The following is a 431-nucleotide window of genomic DNA, read 5'->3' on the forward strand; positions in this document are numbered from 1 at the left end:
GCGGTGCGCTTCGAGTGGCGCCAGGCCATCGGCATCCTGGTGTCTGTGCTGCACGACGGTCTGGTGGCCCTGGGGCTGCTGGCGCTGTTCAACATCGAGTTCGACCTCAACGTCATCGCCGGACTGATGGCGGTGATCGGCTACTCGCTGAACGACAGCATCGTCATCTCGGACCGGCTGCGGGACCTGCTCGGTTCGCGCACCCAGATGGGGATCCACGAGTGTTCCGATGTGGCCATCAAGGCCACCTTCAGTCGCACCATGATCACCTCGGGCACCACATTGTTCACCGTAGGGGCCCTGCTGCTGTTCGGTGGCGACGCCCTGTTCGGCTTCTCCTTCACCCTGTTCGCCGGCATCCTGGTGGGCACCATCTCCTCCATCACGGTTGCTTCCACTGTGCAGGAGCTGCTGGGGCTCTCGCCCCAGGC

1 protein-coding gene is annotated in these 431 nt (G+C 64.3%); it reads left to right on the forward strand.

Going from position 1 to position 431, the window contains the following annotated elements; all coding sequences use genetic code 11:
• Positions 1–431: protein translocase subunit SecF (gene secF, locus BN1127_RS09665; RefSeq protein ID WP_042649287.1), on the forward strand; the 431-nt coding region annotated here is incomplete at both ends.

Origin of the sequence: Aeromonas media, from assembly GCF_000819985.1 — a bacterium.
Lineage (GTDB): Bacteria > Pseudomonadota > Gammaproteobacteria > Enterobacterales > Aeromonadaceae > Aeromonas > Aeromonas media.